This is a genomic window from Vibrio sp. Isolate23 (genome assembly GCF_022398095.1).
In the GTDB taxonomy this organism is placed as follows: Bacteria; Pseudomonadota; Gammaproteobacteria; order Enterobacterales; family Vibrionaceae; genus Vibrio; species Vibrio coralliilyticus_A.
This window is the reverse complement of record NZ_JAKEUV010000006.1, coordinates 38,596-54,902: the sequence shown is the minus strand read 5'-3', so window position 1 is coordinate 54,902 and position 16,307 is coordinate 38,596. Positions and strand designations below refer to the sequence as shown.

Genomic DNA, 16,307 nt, shown 5'->3' with positions numbered 1-16,307 from the left:
GGTGCTGCTTTCAATGAGCAACAACGATAAAAATAGCATCGATAAACACTTGCATAACCCTACCTTCGAGTGGGCATTTTTACATCCTAAACACTGGGGGACATGGCTGGGCATTTTATTTGCCGCCCTGTTTGCTTTTATTCCGTACCGCTGGCGCGATAACTTGGCACGCAAACTGTCCGTCTTTGCGGTGCGAAAAAACGGACGAGTGGTACGCCGAGCGCGTGTCAATCTTGAGTATTGCTTTCCTGAAAAATCAGACCAAGAACGCCAAGATATTCTGGAAGAGACCTTTGTTAAGGCTGCACAGTATCTGTTAGGTTATTCGGAGTTTTTGGTTCGTTCAACCAAACATAACCAAGAGCGTGGCGTCATGATTGGCGAAGAAAACATCCTACCGCTGCTTGATGCCGGAGAGAAAGTCATCATCTTAGCGCCACATGCTTGGGCGGTCGATTACCCTGCGGTCATGTTGGCTGCAAAGGGCTACAAAGTCACCACCATCATGAAGCCGCAACGTAACCCTATCGGGGACTGGTTGATGCAAGTGCAACGCATGCAATATGGCGGTCGTATTTTTGCTCGTGAAGCTGGGGTGAAGCCTTTCGTGCGTTCAATTAAAGATGGTTACCTTGGTTACTGGCTACCAGATGAAGATTTTGGCCCGGCCAACTCAGTATTTGTGCCTTTCTTTGGTACAGAAAAAGCAACGCTAAAAGGCTTTGGTAAAATGGCCCGCCTATCGAAAGCCAAAGTGATCCCAGTGTTACCTGCATACAACGACAAATCAGGCAAGTATGAAGTACATATTCTGCCTGCGCTCGAAAACTTTCCAACTGGCGATGAAGAAGCCGATGCCCGCGCAATGAACCAAGCCATTGAAGACTTAGTCAGACCGCATCCAGAACAATACATGTGGAACCTATCGCTACTCAAAACTCAGCGCGATGGAAGTGAGATTTACGATAACTCTCACAAAGGTACTAATAGCTAGCGAGCGATAAGGGTCGGTATTGTCACTCCAACCCTACAAGCCTTTCTTTCTATGCCTTCGAATACATGTCTCTATCCCCCAGCCAACGTTCAATTATCGCCGCGGCGCTGTCTGGGAAGTGATCATGAATATGACGCGCAACTCGCTGAACTTCTGGAATCAAATGCTGATCTCGAATCAGATCAGCAATTTTAAAATCAGCCATGCCCGTTTGCTTAGCGCCTAGTAGCTCACCTGGACCACGAATTTCCAGATCGCGCTGAGCAATAACAAACCCATCATTACTTTCACGCAGCACACCTAAACGCTTTTGTGCGGTTTTAGACAATGGGGAATGGTAAAGCAGCACACAGTGACTAGCAACACTCCCTCGTCCAACTCGTCCTCGTAACTGGTGCAGCTGAGCCAACCCTAAGCGCTCAGGATTCTCGATGATCATTAAGCTTGAATTGGGGACATCAACACCGACTTCGATCACGGTAGTAGCCACCAGCAAGTGAAGTTTGTTGTCTTTAAAATCCTGCATTACGGCCTGTTTTTCTGCAGGCTTCATCCGGCCATGCACTAAACCGATTTTGACATCAGGCAGCTTTCTTTGCAGTTCTTCTGCGGTGTCAGCTGCAGCTTGAGCTTCTAATACTTCTGATTCATCAATCAATGTACACACCCAATAAGCCTGCTTTCCTTCATTGAGGCAGGCATTGCGTACACGTTCAACAATATCATCTCGTTTGGTATCTGGAATAGCGACCGTCTGGATAGGCGTTCGCCCTGGGGGCAACTCATCAATAATGGAAGTCTCAAGATCCGCATAGGCGGTCATCGCCAATGTACGCGGGATCGGGGTAGCCGTCATAATCAGTTGATGAGGAAATGCGCCCTGTTTCGCGCCTTTTTCTCTTAGTTCGAGGCGCTGGTGTACACCGAATCTGTGTTGCTCATCAATAATGACTAACGCAAGATGATGAAAAGCAACGTGCTCCTGAAACAAAGCGTGAGTACCAACCACCATTTGCGCTTCGCCACTGGCTATCTTGGCTAACTCAGCATCTTTGGCTTTACCTTTCAGTTTACCTGCTAGCCAGCCTACATGTATCCCCATAGGTTCCAGCCACTGTGCAAAGTTGATCGCATGTTGCTCTGCCAGCAGTTCAGTCGGGGCCATTAAAGCCACCTGATAGCCATGTTCTAGTGCTCGAAGCGCTACTAAAGCGGCAACCAAAGTCTTTCCTGAGCCGACATCTCCCTGAACAAGACGCATCATCGGGTGAGGTTTCGCAAGATCTTGTTCAATTTCCGCAACAACTCGAGATTGCGCTTTGGTTGGGGAGAAAGGCAACTGACTGAGCAGCTTTTGTTTCAGTTCATTGCGTTCAGCCAGTGGTAGAGCAATGTCTTGCTGACCTTTGCTCCGCACTGAGAGCATCGAAAGGTTCTGAGCCAGCAGCTCTTCCATAATCAGGCGTATTTGCGCTGGGTGCTTACCTTCATCAAAGGCGTGTAAATCGATATCGGGTGTTGGCCTGTGAATCGTGTGCAGCGCCTGAGCAAGCGAGATTTGCTGATCATACAGGCCGGCAGGCAAGAGCTCTTGCACTGCCGACTTATCAAGTAATTCTAACGCTTGATCAGTCAAGTTACGTAAAGTGATTTGACGTAGGCCATCTGTGGTCGGATAGACCGGTGTCAGGCTCTGTTCTACCTCAGCAGGCTGATTCGGCGCATAGAATTTGTAGTCTGGGTGGACAATTTCTAAACCATAGCTGCCCCGTTTAACTTCACCATAGGCATGGACAGTTTTGCCCTCAGCAAAGTTGTTTTTCACCCCTGCGGTAAAATTGAAAAAGCGCAAGGTGATGGTGCCATTACCATCACTGATTTTGACCGTCAGCATCTTACGTTTACCAAACAAAGTATCGACGCTCATGACCTTTCCCTGCACTGCCGCCCATAAACCAGCATGTAACTTCACAATAGGGTAGATACGTGTTCGATCCTCGTAACGCAGTGGGAGATGAAATAAGAGATCTTGTACTGAATGTAGCCCGACTTTTGCTAGCTTTTCTGCCACTTTGGCACCAACACCAGTCAGAGAAGTCAAAGGAATAGCAGATAGCAATTGGGACATAACAGAGCTCGGTAAGTTATTCAGTAAGTTACATAGGTGTCTGAACCTAATAGTTAACCATTGAGCTGTGTTTTTGTACAGGGAAATTTAGTCTGGTAACAAGAGTATAGCGCCTTCAAGCTGTCGGCATTGGTGATGAGCAGAAAATCAAAAGGGTTGACGCATTCGCCTCAACCTCTAACGTTCATTGACATTACTTCTTCTGCATTTCCTGCCACCAAGCTTCATCAGCAATGATCTGACCTTCTTCATCAAGCGGTGGATAAGGTAGCCCCTTGCGTTTTGCAACTTTCGCAAGCACAGGGTGACCTCGCTCAAACAGAATACGATGAATCGTTTCTTCAGGTAGCTTGCTAACCTGATTGTTATACATGCCAGCCGCTTCGCGCTGACGCTGAGCTTCGTACATGATGACAGCACTGGCAACCGAGACATTAAGCGACTGGACCATGCCCATCATAGGAATGATGATATCTTGATCGGCCAGTTGCTTTGCTTCTTCAGAAGCACCAATTTTTTCGCTCCCTAGAATGATCGCCGTCGGCTGAGTGTAGTCAATCTCACGAAAGTCAACCGCGTTGTCAGACAGGTTCGTCACTAGAACCTGCATACCTTGCTCTTTAAGCGTTTTGACGGCTTTGCTAATCGTATCGTGAGTGTCGACTTCAACCCAGTTTCGTGCTCCCGCAGAAGTATGGCTAAGCGTGCGCATATCATTGGGCCACACAGCATGAATCTTATGAATTCCCGTCGCATCAGCGGTACGGATAACTGCGGAAACATTATTAGGTTTGTGCACTTCTTCAAGACAGAAAGTCAGATCAGCCTGCCGAGACTTGAGGACTTGTTGAATTCGGTTGTAACGTTCTAAGTTCATAATGATAGTAAAATAAAAGCCCCTGAAACCGTAATTTCAAGGGCGTTTTGCTCGATGAATATACCGTTAGTTTTTACGGCGACGTACTTTTAGTGCGTTCGGCATTGCCTTGATCTTACGCATGATACCCGCAAGATGAACACGATCTTTGGTCGTCAGTAATACCGTCACCGTATACAATCGACCATCTTTCTCTTCCGTCGAAAGACCATGGATATTCGAACCTGTTTTGGAGATCACATTGGTCAGCTCGGCCAACACCCCCTGACGGTTTTGGACATCGACATATAGCTCAGTGATAAACTCTTGGTCATAATCTTCTGACCATTCCACTGCCATATACTTATCTGGCTCTTTCTGGTAGCCGCGCACATTTGGACACGTTTCACGGTGAACAACCAGCCCTCGCCCAGGAGAAACATGAGCAATGATGTGATCGTCAGGAATTGGATGGCAACAGTTAGCAAATGTCAGTAGCAGGCCTTCCGCACCACGAATTGGCAGCTTCTTCTTCGGTTTATTACTGTCAGCCTGCTCAACTTGAGTCAGCTCCTCAACATCACCAAGTAGACGACGGGCAATAACAATACTCATCAATTCGCCAAGGCCAATATCGGCTAGCAAGTCCTCAACACTATCGACTTTCAGTTCTGACAGGACGTGGTTGATGTTCTCTTCATCAATATCCGAAAGAGACAGGTCACCCAAGGCATGATTGAGCAGACGTCGGCCAAGTGTCACCGACTCTTCACGGCGCATGGTTTTCAGCACTTGGCGGATCTTCGTGCGAGCACGTGAAGTCACCACGTAGTTGAGCCAAGCCGCATTCGGACGCGCTCCTGGCGCACTAATGATTTCGATCGTCTGACCATTTTTCAGCGATTTGCTGAGTGGATAAGGGTTACGGTCAACACGAGCACCTACACAAGTATTACCCACATCAGTGTGGACGGCATAAGCAAAATCAACCGCAGTTGCGCCAACAGGCAGCTCGACAATGCGTCCTTTCGGTGTGAAGACGTAGATTTCATCCGGGAACAGATCCGATTTCACATTTTCGATGAACTCAAACGAGTTACCCGCACTTTGCTGAAGCTCAAGCAGGCTTTGCATCCAACGCTGAGCCTTCACCTGCGCCGTAGTACCAGTACGATCACCATTCCCTTTGTAAGACCAGTGTGCCGCCACCCCTTTATCTGCCATCTGGTCCATGTCTTCGGTGCGGATCTGCACCTCGACAGGTACCCCATGCGGGCCAACCATCGAAGTATGAATGGACTGATAACCATTAGCCTTGGGTACCGCGATGTAGTCTTTTACACGCCCCGGACGCGGCTTGTACAAGCTATGAACCTGTCCGAGTACCCGATAACAAGTATCGGCATCTTCAACCACAATACGAAAAGCGTAAATATCCATGATGGTGTGGAAGCGTTGCTCTTTGGTCTTCATCTTGTTGTAGATGGAGAACAGGTTTTTTTCTCGACCAAATACGCGTGCTTTCAGCCCAACCTCTTCAAGACGTCCTTCAATCTCACTATGGATATTTTGGATCATCTCTTTACGATTACCACGCGCCGATTTGACCACGGCTTTAAGAACACGGTAGCGGTTCGGGTAAAGGGCTTCAAAACCTAACTCTTCGAGTTCCGTTTTGATGTTATGGATACCGAGACGATGCGCAAGCGGAGAATAAATCTCCAGGGTTTCACGAGCGATACGGCGTTTTTTGTCCGCGCGTAATGCACCGAGCGTGCGCATGTTGTGCGTACGGTCAGCAAGCTTGATCAGAATAACGCGAATGTCCTGCACCATGGCAAGAACCATTTTGCGGAAGTTTTCAGCCTGAGCTTCTTTGCGATCACGAAATTTAAGCTTATCCAGCTTAGATACACCATCAACCAACTCAGCCACTGTGGTGCCAAATTGAGTTTCTAACTCTTCTTTAGTGACTTCTGTGTCTTCAATAACATCATGAAGTAGAGCGGCTTGCAGTGTTTCGACATCAAGGCGCATTTCGGCCAAGATTCGAGCAACAGCAACAGGATGGATGATATAAGGTTCACCGCTGGAGCGGGTTTGCCCTTCATGAGCGTCTTTCGCTACCACATAAGATTGACGCAGAGCCTCAACTTGAGGCTCTGATAGGTATTCTTGGGCAACGTCTTTTAGGCTATCGAATAGATACAAACTTTAGGCCCGGAAGATAGTTGATGAGAAGGAAGTCAGATTAACGACTGTGAGCAATGCTGCTTACGGCTGCTAGCTCTGCTGCTTCTTGTTCCTGCTGCTCCTGACGCTCACGAGCATCAAGGATTTCTTTCGTGATCAGGCCTTCTTCGATTTCGCGAAGGGCGATAACCGTTGCCTTATCGTTCTCTTCTGGCACTAGTGAATCTTTACCGCCAGTTTGCATTTGACGAGCGCGGCGAGCCGCAATGAGAACTAGGTCGAAACGGTTGCCAACTTTTTCAACAGCGTCTTGAACAGTTACGCGTGCCATGAGGACTCCAAATTAGTTAACTAAAATTTTGTATGACGAGAAATTATACAGTCTCTGTGTTCCCAGTGTCTAGATCAGAGTAGGCAGAGACAGTATTTCTTGATAAACAGCTTGTTAACAAGCCGGTTTATTCTGCTAAAAGCGCGTCAAGCATGCCTTTATATTTAGCAGCTTGCTTATCTTGCTTCAATCTTTCTGCACGTATGATGGCTTTAAAGTCCATCAGTGCGCTATCGAAATCGTCATTGACGATCACATAGTCGTATTCGCTGTAGTGTGAAATCTCTGATTTTGCCTCAGCCATGCGTTTAGCGATCACAGCATCGCTGTCTTGGCCGCGAGCATTGAGGCGACGCTCAAGTTCACCATTCGATGGCGGCAAAATAAAGATACTTTGTGCCTGTGGCATTTGTTCACGGATCTGGCGTGCACCCTGCCAGTCAATATCAAGGAAAACATCGATACCTTTATCGAGGTTTTCTTCGATCCATGGACGCGATGTACCGTAGTAATTACCAAACACCTCGGCGTATTCCAAGAATGCGCCTTGCTCGATCAACTCTTCAAAGGACTCTTTCTGGACAAAATGGTAATGGACACCATCTTGTTCACCCGGACGCATGCCACGTGTAGTGTGTGAAACAGACACCTTCATTGCGTAAGTCGGGTTGGTCTCCAGCATGGCGGAAATCAAGCTCGATTTACCAGCGCCACTTGGTGCAGATACAATATAAAGAGTGCCTTTGCCCATAGGTACAATTCCACGTTTGGTTTGATCTTGCCAGCTTAACAAGCCGACATGTTAAAGATAGCACCGACCTTGCAGGATCACCGAAGTGGTGAAAATTAGGTCAGAAAAATGGAGGCGAAGAGTAGCATGATCCTAAGGATCTTCACAAGTATTTGAGTGCGTGGTTGTGCCATTTTCGTGGTGCCAATTGATGTTGATGCGGGACTGAAAAAACCAGTGGAAGCGCTCAAACAAGAGTTCACTACATAAACCACGCCGCTAAAGGAAGCCAGCCGCAAGAATCTTCATCGGGAAGTTATACTCAAGGGGTTACTCTCAAGTACCTGCGTGAGCTTAGCGAGCTCTTCTCGCCAAAAGCAAACGTTTGCTAAACTTTTATAAAAGCATTGAGATTTCACTCAAGATCCTTACAATCCGCGCAAACGATTAAATGCTGTATATGTCTGATGAAATGGATTAGACGTTTCTACCATTGAGCCTATCTCTGTGACTACAGTCGCTATACTACTTTTCTTCTGCTACAGCATTGAACCCGTTGCCTGTTTATCCCCACTTTTAAAGGTTTCATTGTGAGTGTCGAATCAACCCTGAAAAGCCAGAATCAATCCGGTGTGCTGGAATCAGTATTTAAAATTACTCAACGTAAAACGACCCTAGGTACTGAGTTGTACGCGGGTTTCATTACTTTTTTGGCGATGAGCTATATTCTGGCGGTGAACCCCGCCATTCTAGGTAGTATTCCTGGTATGGATAAAGGCGCAGTCTTTACCGCGACAGCCATTGCAGCCGCAGCAGCCACGTTAATTATGGGCATTTGGGGCAATTACCCTGTGATGTTGGCACCGGGAATGAGCATGAATGGCTTTTTCAAAGGTATGTTGCTGAGTAGCTCGGTGGCATTGGTATGGCACGAAGCCCTGTTTGGCATTTTTCTCTCCGGTGTACTGTACCTGATTTTGTCGATGACCAATATCCGCAAAGCGATGATTGAGTCGATACCAGAGGATCTGAAACTGGCGATCACCGTTTCGCTTGGTTTATTCATTGCCTTTCTCGGCCTAAAAAACGCTGGCATTATTGTTTCTAACCCCATCATTCTCGTCAGTATGGGCAAGGTGACAGATCCACAAGTCATCATTGCGTACATCAGTATTTTTGTCGCTCTGGGATGCATGGTCCGTGATATCAAATTAGCGACCTTTATTTCGTTCATTACAGCCATAGTGTTAACAGTCTTTGCAGACATGATAATGGGTACCAATAACGCGCCAATTCCAGAACAATTTGTCTCTGCCCCGCCAAGCTTAGCGAGTAGTTTTGGTGCCGCCTTTGACTTTTCTGGACTGACCGCAGACAAAATGTTCGATCTGCTGTTTATTGTGATTATTTTCCTCATCGTCGATTTCTTTGATGGTCTGAGCACGATTGTTGGTGTTGGGCGTGATGCAGGGATCATTGATAAGGATGGTAAAGTACCGAATGCACGCTCTGCTTTGGTCGCAGATGCGGGTGGGACAGTGATTGGTTCCGTTTTAGGCACCACCTCCATCACGGCATTTTCAGAGTCAGGCATCGCCTCTTCTCAGGGAGCAAAAACCGGATTAGCCGCTGTGATGGTCGCAGGGCTATTCCTGCTTTCATTATTCCTATACCCGCTGTTTTCTATTTTCTCAGCCGCGATGGTAGCACCAGCAATGGTTGTGGTTGGCATCTACATGATTGGACGGTTAGGACAAATCAGTTGGGAGCAAAAAGAGTCTCGCATTGCGGCATTCTTTACCATCATGTTCACTGTACTGAGTTTCTCACCAGCCAACGGCATGGCGATGGGCTTCATCAGCTACGCATTTACTATGGTCGTCGCCGGCAAAGGTAAGCAAGTTCATCCGGTGATTTACGCCCTATCCGCGCTCTTCTTGATGTATTTGATCCTGCTTTAATCAGATTTAGATTAAAAAAAAAGCCCCCACTCCAAGAGTGGGGGCTGCATAGCATAGGTCAACCTATTCAATATTCTGGATCTGTTCACGCATTTGCTCGATGAGCACTTTCAGCTCAACACCAGACGCAGTGATGTCCGTACTAATAGACTTAGAGGCTAAGGTATTGGACTCACGGTTGAACTCTTGCATCATAAAATCGAGACGACGTCCGACTGCGCCCCCTTTCTTCATGATGTTAGTGGTTTCTTTTACGTGTGAATCTAGGCGGTCAAGCTCTTCGGCTACGTCTGATTTTTGCGCCAGCAGGATAAGCTCTTGCTCTACTCGTGATGGGTCGAGTTCTACCTTTGCATCTTCAAACTTGGAGAACAGGCGCTCACGTTGCCATTCTAGAATTTCCGGCATACGCGCGCGTACTTTCACGACTTCTTCAGAAATAGTCGTTAAGCGCTGCTCAATAAGCGCCTTCATGTTGTCGCCTTCACGACCACGGGCTTCGATAAAGTCGCTCAATGCGGCATCGAAAGCCGCAAGCAGGTCTTTATTGACGGCGTCCATATCTTGCTCTGGTGTTTCCATCACTCCAGGCCAGTTCATGATCTGGAAAGGATTTAAACGGCTCTCATCGCCAGATAAAGCCATCACTTGGTTAGCGGCACTGATCACTTGCTTCGCCAGATCTTCGTTGATGGTCAACTCACCTTTTGCTGCGGGGTTGGCTTCAAATCGAAGTGCACACTCGACTTTACCGCGTGCAAGGCGCTTACGAAAACGCTCGCGCAATACAGGTTCCAAGCCGCGGAACTGCTCGGGCAGACGGAAGTAGGTCTCAAGGTAACGCTGGTTTACCGAGCGAATCTCCCATACTGCTGTACCCCAATCACCTTTCGCCTCTTTACGCGCATAGGCTGTCATACTGTAGATCATCGAATTTTCCTGTTTATTATCTGTGAAAATAACGCGAGCCAATAGTAGCACATGCACTGGTGCTTAGCTGAAGGAATCCACATAGCTTTGTCTACTAAACTTCGCTATAATCCTGCTCCAACCAAATTCGTCTCCCCCTATCAGCAGATAGATAACTAAGGTAGATGCCCATGCGTCCAAACGATCGCAAGGCGGATCAAGTTCGCCCAATCAAAATTACTCGTAACTACACTGCGTATGCAGAAGGCTCTGTGTTGGTTGAATTCGGCAATACTAAAGTGCTGTGTAATGCGACCGTTGAAGAAAACGTCCCTCGCTGGCTAAAAGGTCAAGGTAAAGGCTGGGTAACCGCTGAATACGGCATGCTACCTCGTTCAACGCATTCACGTATGCGCCGTGAAGCCGCAAGCGGTAAACAAGGCGGCCGTACGATGGAAATCCAACGCCTGATTGCTCGCAGTCTTCGTGCTGTCGTAGACCTAGAAGCGATGGGTGAAATCATGGTGACGGTTGACTGTGACGTGATTCAGGCTGATGGCGGTACACGTACTGCGTCTATCTCTGGCGCGAGTGTCGCAATGGCGGATGCTTTCCAACACCTAGTTGAGAAAGGCAAATTAAAAGCTAATCCGATGAAGGGCCATGTGGCTGCTGTATCTGTGGGCATCTTAGGTGAAGACATTCTGTGTGACCTTGAATACACCGAAGACTCCGCAGCCGATACTGATATGAATGTGGTGATGACGGAAGATGGTCGTATGATCGAAGTTCAAGGCACAGCAGAAGGCGAACCCTTTACTCATGCTGAGCTGATGACGCTGCTGGAGTCGGCGACCAAAGGCATTAGCGAAATTGTAGCGGCGCAGAAAGCGGCGTTAGAAAATTGATTGTTATTAAATAGCTTCCATTTGGAAGCTATTTTTTTATCTCCATTTCCTTGGGAGATAGTTCATTAGTGTTTATAAACCGTCTAGACAACTAGACCTTTTATTTAGAGAGAAAGTGATGAAAGCATACCAGCGTGAATTTATTGAGTTTGCATTAGAGAAAGAAGTCCTAAAATTTGGCGAATTTACTTTAAAATCTGGCCGTAAGAGCCCGTACTTCTTTAACGCTGGTCTTTTCAATACTGGTCGTGACCTAGCGCGTCTCGGTCGTTTTTACGCAGCGGCACTGGCGGATTCTGCAATTGAGTTCGATGTGCTATTTGGCCCAGCGTACAAAGGCATCCCAATTGCGACGACAACAGCCGTAGCCTTGGCCGATCATCATGATATCGACACGCCATACTGCTTCAACCGTAAAGAAGCGAAAGACCATGGCGAAGGCGGTAACTTAGTCGGTAGCGCACTTGAGGGGCGCATCATGCTGGTAGATGATGTGATCACTGCTGGCACAGCTATCCGTGAGTCAATGGAAATCATTAAAGCCAATGGTGCTGACCTAGCGGGTGTTTTAGTGGCAATCGACCGCCAAGAGAAGGGCAAGGGTGAGCTGTCTGCGATTCAAGAAGTCGAGCGTGACTTTGGTTGTGCTGTGATTTCGATTGTTAGCCTAGGTGACTTGGTGACTTACCTTGAAGAAAAAGGTAATGCGACGGAACACCTTGAAGCTGTTAAAGCTTATCGCGCTGAATATGGTATCTAAAATATCGCTAGAGAGCTGGTTGTGCCGCAGTGACCCGAGTCGCTAACTGCCACCAAACTGGCTCTTTTTCTGCACGTACAAAGAAGGGCTGATGTATTCACACCAGCCCTTCTTTCATAAAGCACGGACGCTAATCTTTAACTTGAAGAATTTCATCCCAAGGTAACACTTCATCACCAAGCACGATGAAATTAGGGTTTTCCAACGTTTCGCGCTCATTGTAAGACAATGGTTCAAGCTGCGTACTCAAAATACGGCCACCCGCTTCTTCAACGATACATTGCGTTGCCGCAGTGTCCCACTCACCAGTCGGGCCAAGGCGAAGGTAACAGTCCACCGCACCTTCTGCCACTAAGCAAGCTTTCAGTGCCGCTGAACCCAGTGGTACTAAATCATAGTTCCAACCACTGCTCATGCGACTGGTAATACGGTTGATATCTTGACGGCGGCTAATGGCAATCGCAATCGGATGCGCTCGGCCATCATGGTTGTGGGATGTGATCCGAACGCTTTCATCCATGTCAGGTATTTTCCACGCGCCTTTGTTCTTGTATGCGTAGTAAGTCACACCAGACACTGGACCGTACACCACTCCCATAATAGGTTGGTTACTCTCGACCAAGGCGATAATCGTCGCAAAGTCACCGCTACGAGCGATAAATTCTTGTGTCCCATCTAACGGGTCAACCAACCAATAACGGTCCCATTGAGAGCGTTTATCAAGGCTTATCTCCGCGTCTTCTTCGGACAGGATGGGAATATCAGGGGTAAGCTCAGAAAGCTTTTCCATGATCAGCTTATGTGCGGCTATATCAGCACTGGTTACTGGTGTTTCGTCACTTTTGGTATAGGCTTGATATTCTTTTTTCTCGTAGATATCGAGAATTAACTGACCTGCCGAGCGGGCAATGGCAATCACGGCAGGCAAATGGTGAGAAAGGTCGTCTGTCATTGGCATAGTCAATCCTTCACGCTCTACATTGATTATGGTTTTAAGATACGTAGAGCCAGCATCAGCGCGGTAATACTGCGCGCCTCACAAAAATCGAGGTGAGTCAGAAGCTCTTCAGCTTGAGCAAGTGGCCAGCGAATCACTTCTAGAGGTTCTGGTTCATCCCCTTCTAATTGTTCTGAGTATAGTTCTTCTGCGATAAACAGAGTCATTTTGCTTGAGAAATAAGAAGGGGCAAGCACAACCTCTTTCAAGGGTGTCAGCTTATGAGTACCTAAACCAATTTCTTCCTTCAACTCACGATCTGCCGCTTCAACTGGCGACTCTCCAGCATCAATCAAACCTTTAGGAAAACCCAGCTCATAACGCTCTGTGCCCGCCGCATATTCACGAACCAGTAATATGTCTCCTTCCGCTGTCACAGGTACCATCATTACTGCATTGCGCCCACTCGGCTTCATGCGTTCATAGGTACGTTCGACGCCATTGCTAAAGCGTAAGTCGAGTGCCTCAACAGCAAATAACTTGGATCGAGCTACTGTTTGTTTTGCCAGAATTTCTGGTGGATTCCGTTTAGCCACTTGCTGACTCCTTAGCCATGGGGGAAGCCATTAATATATGAGAAAATTACTATGTTTGAAAACAAAAAAAGGGCTGACTCTCTCGTCAACCCCTTGTATTGCATATGGTTAAATCAAAGGCTTAAGTCATGATCAGTAATAAGAGTGCTCACCACGGTCGTGCTCTGTTGCATCACGAACCGCAGACAATTCACCTTCAAACTGTTGTAGCAGCTCTTTTTCAATCCCTTCTTTTAGCGTCACATCGACCATTGAGCAACCATTACAACCACCACCAAAGGCAACAATCGCAACGCCGTCATCGGTAATTTCTACCAGATTGACATGGCCACCGTGACCCGCCAACTGAGGATTTACCTGTGTTTGAATCGCATATTCAACACGCTCGACTAAAGGCGCATCGTCAGACACTTTACGCATTTTTGCATTAGGCGCTTTCAGCGTCAGTTGAGAGCCCATTTTATCCGTCACGAAGTCGATTTCAGCATCTTCTAGAAATGGCAAACTTAGCTCATCAACATAAGCCGAAAATCCCTCGTACTGAAACTCCGTATCTGTAGCTTCAATAGCTTCAGGAGGACAGTAAGAAACGCCACACTCTGCATTTTGCGTTCCTGGGTTCACAACGAATACGCGGATGTTTGTCTCTTCTGGCTGCTGGCTCAAAAGGTTCGCAAAGTGTTTTTGAGCATTTTCTGTAATAGTAATAGGATTTGACACGACGAATACCTGAGTAAATTTGTAGGCTATTTAAGCACCATTTTACTCCTGATTTCCTCAAGATCTAGCCTTTTAGATCAAATCACCGTCACTTTAACGGTTCGACGGTTCAGGAGTGCGGCAAATACAATAAATATCAACGGTTTTTACCCCAGTACCAAGCAATAATTTACATAATTGATGTACGGTGCTCCCTGTGGTTAACACATCATCGACAATAGCAATATGCTCTACCTCGATTGCCTTAGTTAGGCAAAAAGCCTGACGCACATTGTTCCTACGTTGCTTCTTATCCATCCCTTGCTGTCTTGGTGTTGAACGCACTTTTTTAAACACCGCATCACAAGGAATAGCTAACTCTCGGCTGATCTGCCACGCCAAATGCTGGCTTTGGTTGTAACCTCGATAGCAATAACGGCGCCAATGCACAGGCACAAAAGTGATCAAGTCTGGTCGGGTGTCGATTCGTGGAGCCAAGAGCCCAGACAAAGTTTTAGCCTGCCAATACTGCCCTTCATATTTAAGGCGATGAACATAACTCGACAAAGGGGGCTGATAGTCTCCAACACAATACAAGCGCGTCCATAATGGCGGTGAAACTAAACACTCTCCGCACATCTCAGTCACTTCTGGCGTCACTAAGCCGCAACGACGACAACGTGTTGTTGGCGCAAACCTCAGCTGACAAGTGACACAAAATTGAGGATGAGAGGCATCAGGCTCTATCACCATATGGCACAGTTCACAATGACTCGGAAACAGGTAGGTTGTGTGTTTCTTAATCCAATCAGTTAACATAGGGGCCAAGTATCAACGAATTTAGCAATCAGCTTATCGCTTTAGCTCGGGTGTAAAGGATGAAAAACGTGGCACACAATGAGATCAAACCAGAAACGCCTTACTGGCACTCCACCGGTCAGGGTGAGGATTTGGTCTTGGTTCATGGCTGGGGTATGAATGGTGCGGTCTGGCATCAAGCCGTTGAGCAATTAAGCCAGCATTTTCGTGTGCACGTCGTTGACCTACCGGGCTTTGGCCATAGCCATCAATTACACTTCGACACGATGGAAGAGCTCGCGCAGCAAGTGTTGCAAAACGCACCGGACAAGGCGATTTGGCTAGGCTGGTCTTTGGGCGGCTTGGTGGCAACGCATATCGCGATTCATCACCCAGAACGGATCGCCAAACTGATCACCGTGGCCAGTTCACCAAAGTTTTCCGCTGAAAGACGCTGGCGCGGCATACAGCCTCAAGTCCTGAGTGCATTCACCGAGCAATTGGTCGAAGACTTTCGCGTGACGGTTGAACGCTTTATGGCCTTGCAAGCTATGGGGAGCCCCTCTGCACGTCAGGATGTCAAAAGTCTCAAGCAAGCGGTATTATCTCGCCCTGAACCGAACCCTCAATCTTTGCTGTCAGGTCTGCAATTACTGGCCGATATCGATTACCGCCAAGCACTCACGGAGATTTCTACACCGACTCTGCGCCTCTACGGACGCCTTGATGGCTTAGTTCCAGCTAAAGTCGCCGCTGAAGTCGATAACCTCATGCCCGGCAGTGAAAGCTATATGTTTGACGCCTCTTCTCACGCCCCTTTCATGACCGAATTTAGCGATTTTTGTCAGCAAGTTATTCGCTTTTCAGTCAGCAAATAGAAATTATTTTGCCTAATACGCTAAAATTTTGACTATCAAGGCCGATAAATAATCGAGCCAAGAAAACGCTGTTTTATTGCATTTTCTGGCTGGGCGTGAGGAGGTTTAAATGCTCGTATCACCTACCAATGTAAGTGTACCGCTGATCGCCCCATCGGTTAATGTGCAAACGGAGCAGGCAGCTCGAGACAATAAAGTTCGCGAACCCGTCACTCCAACAGTGGCATTAACCAAAAGTAACGCTGAACGTAAAGTTAAAGCCGATGATAAAAGGCGAAGGCAATCCTCTTGGGATCCGGCAGAGCATCCAAGCTATGAAACCGGTGAACAAGAAGAAGTCAAAGCTACTTATCAGGAAGATCCTAAAGATACACTCGAACGGATTTTCCAGCTGATTGCTCTGGATAGCTACAGCGAAGATCAGGGCAAAGGCTACGCAATGCGCTTTCGGTTACCTAGGCACATAATCGATGCGGCGATAACTGAAGGCAAAATGGCCAAACGCAGAACTGTGATTAAGTTTCACTATGGTGATGCGGTTGCACCCAATACACCTTCAGATGTCATTGCGGTGTTGTAGTTCCTAAGCCAAATGATTAGGAAATGCCAAAAAAATCCCCGCGATTGCG

General features: G+C 47.4%; 16 protein-coding genes and 1 riboswitch. Of the genes, 6 read left to right on the top strand and 10 right to left on the bottom strand.

Going from position 1 to position 16,307, the window contains the following annotated elements:
- Positions 1 to 13 precede the first annotated feature (13 nt).
- Positions 14 to 994, top strand: a complete 981-nt coding sequence (gene lpxM, locus L1D31_RS15095) for a lauroyl-Kdo(2)-lipid IV(A) myristoyltransferase (RefSeq protein WP_239837907.1) — start codon at positions 14 to 16, stop codon at positions 992 to 994.
- Positions 995 to 1,043: 49 nt separating this feature from the next.
- Here lpxM and recG read toward each other — a convergent pair whose 3' ends face one another.
- The 5 genes from recG to gmk all read right to left on the bottom strand — a co-directional run bounded on the left by recG (position 1,044) and on the right by gmk (position 7,253).
- Positions 1,044 to 3,122 carry an ATP-dependent DNA helicase RecG gene (gene recG, locus L1D31_RS15090; RefSeq protein ID WP_239837906.1) on the bottom strand — a complete coding sequence of 693 codons (2,079 nt, stop codon included), beginning with the start codon at positions 3,120 to 3,122 and terminating at the stop codon, positions 1,044 to 1,046.
- A gap of 193 nt (positions 3,123 to 3,315) precedes the next feature.
- Entirely contained in the window at positions 3,316 to 3,999 is a 684-nt protein-coding gene (gene trmH, locus L1D31_RS15085; protein ID WP_239837905.1) for a tRNA (guanosine(18)-2'-O)-methyltransferase TrmH, read from the bottom strand.
- Positions 4,000 to 4,065: 66 nt separating this feature from the next.
- A complete protein-coding gene (gene spoT, locus L1D31_RS15080) occupies positions 4,066 to 6,189 on the bottom strand; it encodes a bifunctional GTP diphosphokinase/guanosine-3',5'-bis pyrophosphate 3'-pyrophosphohydrolase (RefSeq protein WP_239837904.1) in 2,124 nt (707 codons plus the stop codon).
- A 40-nt stretch (positions 6,190 to 6,229) separates the two neighbouring features.
- Positions 6,230 to 6,502: a DNA-directed RNA polymerase subunit omega gene (gene rpoZ, locus L1D31_RS15075; protein WP_006957184.1), complete on the bottom strand. Its 273-nt coding sequence runs from the start codon at positions 6,500 to 6,502 to the stop codon at positions 6,230 to 6,232.
- Positions 6,503 to 6,629: 127 nt separating this feature from the next.
- On the bottom strand, positions 6,630 to 7,253 hold the full coding sequence (gene gmk, locus L1D31_RS15070) for a guanylate kinase (RefSeq protein WP_239837903.1): 624 nt from the start codon (positions 7,251 to 7,253) through the stop codon (positions 6,630 to 6,632).
- A gap of 413 nt (positions 7,254 to 7,666) precedes the next feature.
- Positions 7,667 to 7,766: riboswitch (purine riboswitch) on the top strand.
- 56 nt (positions 7,767 to 7,822) lie between these two features.
- On the opposite strand from gmk, the gene L1D31_RS15065 reads away from it, so the two are divergent.
- On the top strand, positions 7,823 to 9,193 hold the full coding sequence (locus tag L1D31_RS15065; RefSeq protein WP_239837902.1) for an NCS2 family permease: 1,371 nt from the start codon (positions 7,823 to 7,825) through the stop codon (positions 9,191 to 9,193).
- 63 nt (positions 9,194 to 9,256) lie between these two features.
- On the opposite strand, the gene L1D31_RS15060 is transcribed toward L1D31_RS15065, so the two are convergent.
- Positions 9,257 to 10,123: a YicC/YloC family endoribonuclease gene (locus L1D31_RS15060; protein WP_239837901.1), complete on the bottom strand. Its 867-nt coding sequence runs from the start codon at positions 10,121 to 10,123 to the stop codon at positions 9,257 to 9,259.
- Positions 10,124 to 10,293: 170 nt separating this feature from the next.
- Here L1D31_RS15060 and rph point away from each other — a divergent pair, with 170 nt between their 5' ends.
- Together rph and pyrE are read left to right on the top strand one after the other, a co-directional pair.
- Positions 10,294 to 11,010, top strand: coding sequence for a ribonuclease PH (rph, locus tag L1D31_RS15055; protein ID WP_239837900.1), 717 nt, complete (start codon positions 10,294 to 10,296; stop codon positions 11,008 to 11,010).
- A gap of 118 nt (positions 11,011 to 11,128) precedes the next feature.
- Positions 11,129 to 11,770: an orotate phosphoribosyltransferase gene (pyrE, locus tag L1D31_RS15050; protein WP_239837899.1), complete on the top strand. Its 642-nt coding sequence runs from the start codon at positions 11,129 to 11,131 to the stop codon at positions 11,768 to 11,770.
- A 130-nt stretch (positions 11,771 to 11,900) separates the two neighbouring features.
- Here pyrE and cysQ read toward each other — a convergent pair whose 3' ends face one another.
- The 4 genes from cysQ to L1D31_RS15030 form a co-directional block, all read right to left on the bottom strand.
- Positions 11,901 to 12,728 carry a 3'(2'),5'-bisphosphate nucleotidase CysQ gene (gene cysQ, locus L1D31_RS15045; protein WP_239837898.1) on the bottom strand — a complete coding sequence of 276 codons (828 nt, stop codon included), beginning with the start codon at positions 12,726 to 12,728 and terminating at the stop codon, positions 11,901 to 11,903.
- 26 nt (positions 12,729 to 12,754) lie between these two features.
- Entirely contained in the window at positions 12,755 to 13,303 is a 549-nt protein-coding gene (gene nudE, locus L1D31_RS15040; RefSeq protein WP_239837897.1) for an ADP compounds hydrolase NudE, read from the bottom strand.
- 132 nt (positions 13,304 to 13,435) lie between these two features.
- A complete protein-coding gene (gene nfuA / locus L1D31_RS15035) occupies positions 13,436 to 14,023 on the bottom strand; it encodes a Fe-S biogenesis protein NfuA (protein WP_239837896.1) in 588 nt (195 codons plus the stop codon).
- Positions 14,024 to 14,116: 93 nt separating this feature from the next.
- Positions 14,117 to 14,821: a ComF family protein gene (locus L1D31_RS15030; protein ID WP_239837895.1), complete on the bottom strand. Its 705-nt coding sequence runs from the start codon at positions 14,819 to 14,821 to the stop codon at positions 14,117 to 14,119.
- Positions 14,822 to 14,880: 59 nt separating this feature from the next.
- Here L1D31_RS15030 and bioH point away from each other — a divergent pair, with 59 nt between their 5' ends.
- Together bioH and L1D31_RS15020 are read left to right on the top strand one after the other, a co-directional pair.
- Entirely contained in the window at positions 14,881 to 15,678 is a 798-nt protein-coding gene (gene bioH, locus L1D31_RS15025; protein WP_239837894.1) for a pimeloyl-ACP methyl ester esterase BioH, read from the top strand.
- A 109-nt stretch (positions 15,679 to 15,787) separates the two neighbouring features.
- On the top strand, positions 15,788 to 16,258 hold the full coding sequence (locus tag L1D31_RS15020; RefSeq protein ID WP_239837893.1) for an ATP-dependent Lon protease: 471 nt from the start codon (positions 15,788 to 15,790) through the stop codon (positions 16,256 to 16,258).
- The last annotated feature ends 49 nt before the right edge of the window (positions 16,259 to 16,307 follow it).